The 6,066-nt window shown below is 65.3% G+C and carries 4 protein-coding genes; 1 reads left to right on the top strand and 3 read right to left on the bottom strand.

The genetic code is table 11. The features are described 5' to 3' along the window. Window positions 1-59: 59 nt before the first annotated feature. Window positions 60-437 carry a hypothetical protein gene (locus VW23_RS06820; protein WP_069908832.1) on the bottom strand — a complete coding sequence of 126 codons (378 nt, stop codon included), beginning with the start codon at window positions 435-437 and terminating at the stop codon, window positions 60-62. Window positions 438-489: 52 nt separating this feature from the next. Further along, window positions 490-1,317, bottom strand: coding sequence for an isocitrate lyase/PEP mutase family protein (locus VW23_RS06815; RefSeq protein ID WP_069908831.1), 828 nt, complete (start codon window positions 1,315-1,317; stop codon window positions 490-492). A gap of 292 nt (window positions 1,318-1,609) precedes the next feature. Between VW23_RS06815 and dnaE the strand changes: the two genes are divergently transcribed. After that, the gene (gene dnaE / locus VW23_RS06810) at window positions 1,610-5,083 is read left to right on the top strand and encodes a DNA polymerase III subunit alpha (RefSeq protein WP_069908830.1); all 3,474 of its coding nucleotides are present in this window, start codon (window positions 1,610-1,612) and stop codon (window positions 5,081-5,083) included. A 27-nt stretch (window positions 5,084-5,110) separates the two neighbouring features. Here the strand turns inward: dnaE and VW23_RS06805 are convergent. Further along, window positions 5,111-6,066 (bottom strand): FAD-binding oxidoreductase (locus VW23_RS06805; protein ID WP_069908829.1); only part of this gene is annotated, 956 nt, incomplete at its 5' end.

The raw sequence follows: 6,066 nt of genomic DNA, 5'->3' as shown, positions 1-6,066 counted from the left end.
GACTGAGGGTGCGGGTGGTCCTGTGATCACCGATGGACCCCCACCCCCAACCCCTCCCCTCAAGGGGGAGGGGAGCCGTCTGGCCGCATCTCGTCCTCATCATCCTTGCTCGTCCGCCGCAGCCGCTCGCGGTCGAGCAGACTGTTGACCCGAGTCCTGAGCCCCCGAATCTGCCGGGCCTGGCGCTCGTTGGTATCCCTGAGCTGGCGGATGCGGGTTTCGGCCGCTTCCTGGTGGTTGATGTCCCACTCGCGCACCCGGCGGATCACCACCTTGGTTTCGGGCGGCGGCTCGAGCAGCGTGTCCCAGTCGGTCCCGAGCGACGCGACCAGCTTGTGGGCGGCAAGCGCGGCGGAGTCGCGTTCGCCCGGTTGGTCGGACCCGAGCAGCTTCAGGATGCGGATAAGTTTCTTGCGGGTGCGGGCATCTATCGCCATGGCGAAAGGGGTAACCGCATCGCTACGCGAAATCCAGCCGCCTCACTTCTCCCTAACGTTTTGGCGCCATCAGCGCCGTGACTTCGGCAAAGCTGATGGCGTCATCGAGATAGGTGGCAGTGCCGGGACCGAGCAGCTCCAGCGATGCATCCCTCAGGCCGGTAAGTGCGGCGCGGGCGAACGAGCTGCCGGTGCTGACGCGACGCACCCCGGCCGCCGCCAGGTCGGCGAGGGAGTAGGGGGTGTTCTTCGCGCCGAGCACCACATTCACCGGCTTTGTCACCGATGCGCAGACCGTGCGGATGGCCTCGAGGTTCGGCAGCCCCGGAGCGAACAGCACGTCGGCGCCGGCCTTCTCGTAGGCCTGTAGCCGGCGGATGGTGTCGTCGAGGTCGTTGCGGCCGTGGAGGAAGTTCTCGGCGCGGGCGACGAAGGTGAACGGGAACGCGCGGGCATGCGCCGCCTCGGCCGCGGCAGCGATCCGCTCGACCGAGAGGATGAAGTCGTAGATCGGATCGGCCGCGTTACCCGTCGCATCCTCGATCGAGCTGCCGACAAGGCCCACCTCGGCGGCGAGGCGGGTGGTTTCGGCCGCGGCCTCCGGCGTGTCGCCATAGCCGTTCTCGAGGTCGGCGCTCACTGGCAGGTCGGTCGCAGCGATAATGTCGGCGGCGTTGCGCAACGCCTCATCGCGGCTGACGCTGCCTTCGCCGTCGCGGCGGCCCAGCGCAAAGGCGAGGCCGGCGCTGGTCGTGGCGAGCGCTTTGAACCCGAACCCGGCAAGCAGGCGCGCGCTACCCGCATCCCAGGGGTTGGGGATGACGAACAGCGGTCCCTGGTGAAGTGCCTGGAAACGCTCGGCTTTTTGCTCTTGGTTCAACACTCGTTCTCCTTACGGCTTGGTGGATCGGCGACTCGCGCGTTAACCACGTATTCATGGCTAGGCCGATGCCGCTAGACAAGAACAAATTGAGAACATACAAGAACGGAACAGAAACTTTGGAGGTTCCGATGCTCTCTTTCGTCAAGGATCTGCTGGCTTTCGTCACCATCTGCGGCTTCTCGGTCGCTTCGCTGACCTGGATGGATATTGCTGCCCGACTCGTGTGACGAGCTGTGGATTGACGTCCTCGTGTGTGGCCGTGGTGCCGCCACGGGGTTAGGAACGACGAATGGCTGGCCCCGGCTTCATTCACCTGCATGTACACTCGGCTTACTCGCTCCTCGAGGGGGCGCTGCCGCTCAGCAAACTGCTTGATCTCGCCAAGGCGGACAAGCAGCCGGCGCTCGGCATTGCCGACACCAATAACCTGTTTGGCGCACTCGAGTTCTCCGAGAAAGCGGCGGGCAAGGGGATCCAGCCGCTGATCGGGGTCGAGCTGGCGGTGGATTTCTCCGCCATGGAGGACAGCCAGGACCGCATGCAGGAGCGTGGCCATGATCGTGGCCGCTATGGCAAGGGCGGGGTGGTGCTGCTGGCAGCATCCGAAACCGGCTTTGCCAATCTCTCCGGTCTCGTCAGCCGCGCCCACCTCGAAGGCGAGAATGGGCGCGCGGCTGCCAAGCTCGACTGGCTGCAGCGCGAGGCGCTCGAGGGCATCATCTGCCTCAGCGGTGGCCCGGAAGGCGCCATCGACCCCTGGTTCGCCAACAACGTCGATACCATCGCGTTGGGCCGGCTCGACCGGCTGCGTGAACTGTTCGGCGACCGGCTCTATATCGAGCTGCAGCGCCATGGCCGCCCGCAGGAAACGCTGAACGAAGCCAAGCTCCTGGATTACGCCTATGCTCGCGGCGTGCCGCTGGTCGCGACCAATGAGCCGTTCTATCCCGGCCCGCCCGATCACGAAGCGCATGATGCGCTGCTGGCCATTGCCGGCGGCACCGTGGTGGCGCAGACCGAGCGCCGCAAGCTGACGGACCAGCACTACTTCAAGACCCGCGAGGAGATGCAGAAGCTCTTTGCCGATCTGCCCGAGGCGCTCGACAACACCATCGAGATTGCGCAGCGCATCGGTTACCGACCGAAGAAGCGCAACCCGGTGCTGCCGACCTTTGCCGCGTCGCCGGGCCAATCGGCCGATGAGGCGGTGACTGCCGAGGCGCAGGCGCTGGCCCATATGGCGCGCACCGGCCTCGAGGAGCGCTTCCGCGTCGTTGGCGTCGCTCCCGGCAAGACCGAGGAAATCTATCGCGAGCGGCTGGAATATGAGCTCGGCATCATCGAGCGGATGAAGTATCCCGGCTACTTCCTGATCGTGGCCGACTTCATCCAGTGGGCCAAGGCGCAGGACATCCCGGTGGGGCCGGGCCGCGGCTCGGGCGCCGGCTCACTGGTGGCCTATGCCACCACCATCACCGATCTCGATCCGCTTGCCTACAACCTGCTGTTCGAGCGATTCCTCAACCCCGAACGTGTGTCGATGCCGGACTTCGACATCGACTTCTGCCAGGATCGCCGCGAAGAGGTGATCCGCTACGTCCAGCAGAAATACGGCGAGGCGCAGGTTGCGCAGATCATTACCTTCGGAACGCTGCAGGCGCGCGCCGTGCTGCGCGACGTCGGACGCGTGCTGCAGATGCCCTATGGGCAGGTCGACCGGATCGCCAAGCTGGTGCCGGCCAACCCGGCCGACCCGTGGACGCTCGAGCGCTCCCTGAAGGAAGTGCCGCAACTCCAGCAACTAGCCGACGAAGACGAACAGGTTCGCGACCTTCTGGCCATCGGGCAGAAGCTCGAGGGGCTTTACCGCCACGCCTCGACCCATGCCGCCGGTATCGTCATCGGCGACCGCCCGCTGCAGGAACTGGCGCCGCTCTACCGCGATCCGCGCTCCGACATGCCGGTCAGCCAGTACAACATGAAATGGTCGGAAACAGCCGGCCTCGTGAAGTTCGACTTCCTGGGCCTCAAGACGCTGACCACGATCAAGCGCGCCGTCGACATGATCAACCGGAGCGGCGACGGCAAGTTCCGCATCGAAGATATCCCGATCACCGACGAGAAGACCTACAAGCTCTACTCGATCGGCGACACCGCCGGCGTATTCCAGGTGGAAGGTGCCGGCATGCGCCGGGCCCTGGTCGACATGAAGCCGGACCGCTTCGAGGACATCATCGCGCTGGTGGCGCTCTATCGCCCCGGTCCGATGGAGAACATTCCGCTGTTCAATGCCCGCAAGCGCGGCGACGAGGATATCGAGTATCCGCACGAAGCGCTGAGCGAGGTGCTCGACGAGACCTACGGCATCATCGTCTACCAGGAACAGGTGATGCAGATCGCGCAGATCCTTTCCGGCTATTCGCTGGGCGAAGCCGATATGCTGCGCCGCGCCATGGGCAAGAAGATCAAGGCCGAAATGGACGCGCAGCGGGCGCGCTTCCAGGAAGGCGCGATCAAGTACGGCCTGAAGAAGGGCCTCGCCGACACCATTTTCGACCTGCTCGCCAAGTTCGCCAACTACGGCTTCAACAAGTCGCACGCCGCGACCTATGCGCTGGTCAGCTACCAGACCGCCTATCTCAAGGCGCATTACCCGCACGAGTTCTTCGCGGCGACCATGACGCTCGACATGGGCAATACCGACAAGCTCAACGAATTCCGCCAGGACGCCAAGAAGCACGGCATCGAGATCGTGCCACCCTGCGTCAACCGCTCCGACGCGGTGTTCAATACCCATGACGGCAAGGTGTTTTATGCCATTGGCGCGGTGAAGGGCGTGGGGCAGGCCGTGGCCGAGCACATCATGGAAGCGCGCGGCGACAAGCCGTTCGCCGACCTCGGCGATTTTGCCGCCCGAGTGGATGCGCGGATCATGAACCGGCGGACCCTCGAAGCGCTGATCAACGCCGGGGCGTTCGACCAACTGGTGCCGCGCCGCGAGCAGGCGTTCGCCGCCATCGATGCGATCGTCGCCACGGCGCAGCGCACCAATGCCAACGCCGCCGACGGCATCATGGACATGTTCGCGGCCGACCGGCCGGAGCCGATCCTGCTCAATCAAGCGGTAACCAACTGGCTACCGGCTGAGCGGTTGGCGCGCGAGCATGGCGCCATCGGCTTCCATCTGAGCGGCCATCCGCTCGACCAGTATGCGGAACTGTTCGATCGGCTGCGGGTGACGCCCTACAGCGATTTCGAGCGGGCGGTAAAGGAAGCCGATGCACGGGCAGGGCGCATCGCCGGGACCATTGCTTCCCGTAACGATCGGCGCACCAAAAAGGGCACGCCGATGGCCATCCTCAGCCTGTCCGATGCCAGCGGCGGCTACGAAGTGATCGCCTTTTCCGAGCAGATCAGCCAGTTCTCCAATGTCCTGCAGCCGGGCAAGTCGGTGATCCTGACGGTTGAAGCCGATGAGCGTCCCGATGGCATCAGCATTCGCCTGAGCAAGGCCGAGCCGATCGAGGGAGCCGCCGAGAAGGTCGGCCGGCGCCTCACGGTGTTCGCCGGCTCGGAAAAGTGCCTCGCCCCGATCGCGTCGCAGCTCAAGCCCGGCGGCGAAGGGCAGGTCAGCTTCATCGTCATCCGCGATGCGGGTGCGAAGGAGTACGAGATCGAGCTCAGGGGCGGCTATCGCCTCAGCGCCGAAATCGCCGGCAGCATCAAGGCGATGGAAGGCGTGGTGGACGTCCGGCTGAACTAGGAGGCGGGCGGCGCTCGCCAGGGTCGATCAGCCCGGCGGGATATTGTGGTTGAGGTGGAAGACATTGCGCGGGTCGTACTCGCGCTTCACCTGTACCAGCCGCTTGTAGTGCTCGCCGCCGAAGCCCGAGACTACGCGGTCGGCGCCCTCGTCGCCGATGAAGTTGAGGTAGACGTGCTCGGTTGCCCAGGGCTTCAGGTCGGCAACGATGTTTCGGGCCCAGTCGCGGCCGCGTACGTCGTCAGCGGGATCGGTCCACAGCCCGAACGGATGGGCGACCCATGGCGCGCTGCGCCAGGGCACCGGCCAGTCCGCAGTCTCGCGGGCTGCCTTGCCGCCGCCGGGGAAGAGCACATGCTGCGACGCCGAAGGGACGATCATGTCGGCCGCCCGGGCGCAGAACACCTCGACTGCCACGTCGGGCAGCGAGCTGAGATACTGCGCCGACCAGTAGTTGCGATAACCCGGCGGGTCGTCGAGCATCGACTGGAAATCGGCATAGGGCATCTCGGCGATCATGCCACCGGCGTGGCCGAGCGAGAGCATCGGCGCCAGTACCCTGCGCGCCTCTTCCTCGCCGCCGGCGAACACCACCACCAGGATGAAGGCGAGCTTGCCGACCAGCGGGGCAGGAACGAAATCGGCCTCCGGGCCTGTCACGTAGATGGCGCCACCTCCCACTTCGTCCGGTGCCGCCTCGAGGAAATCGCGGAACTGCCTCAGGATTTCCGGCCCCTGTTCCGGCGACCAGAACAGTAACCCAGCGGTTACGTTCGATAGCGGGTAGAGGCGCAGCGTCAGCGAGGTCACCACGCCGAAATTGCCGCCGCCGCCATGCAGAGCCCAGAACAGTTCGCGGTTCTCACTTTCCGAGGCCGTAACGATCCTGCCGTCGGCGGTAACAACTTCGGCGGACAGCAGATTGTCGCAGGCAAGGCCGAACTTGCGGTCCAGCCAACCCGTGCCGCCGCCCAGCGTGAACC

This window comes from Devosia insulae DS-56 (assembly GCF_000970465.2).
In the GTDB taxonomy this organism is placed as follows: Bacteria; Pseudomonadota; Alphaproteobacteria; order Rhizobiales; family Devosiaceae; genus Devosia_A; species Devosia_A insulae.
The sequence above is the reverse complement of the archived record's forward strand: the minus strand, read 5'-3'. Positions and strand labels throughout refer to the sequence as shown.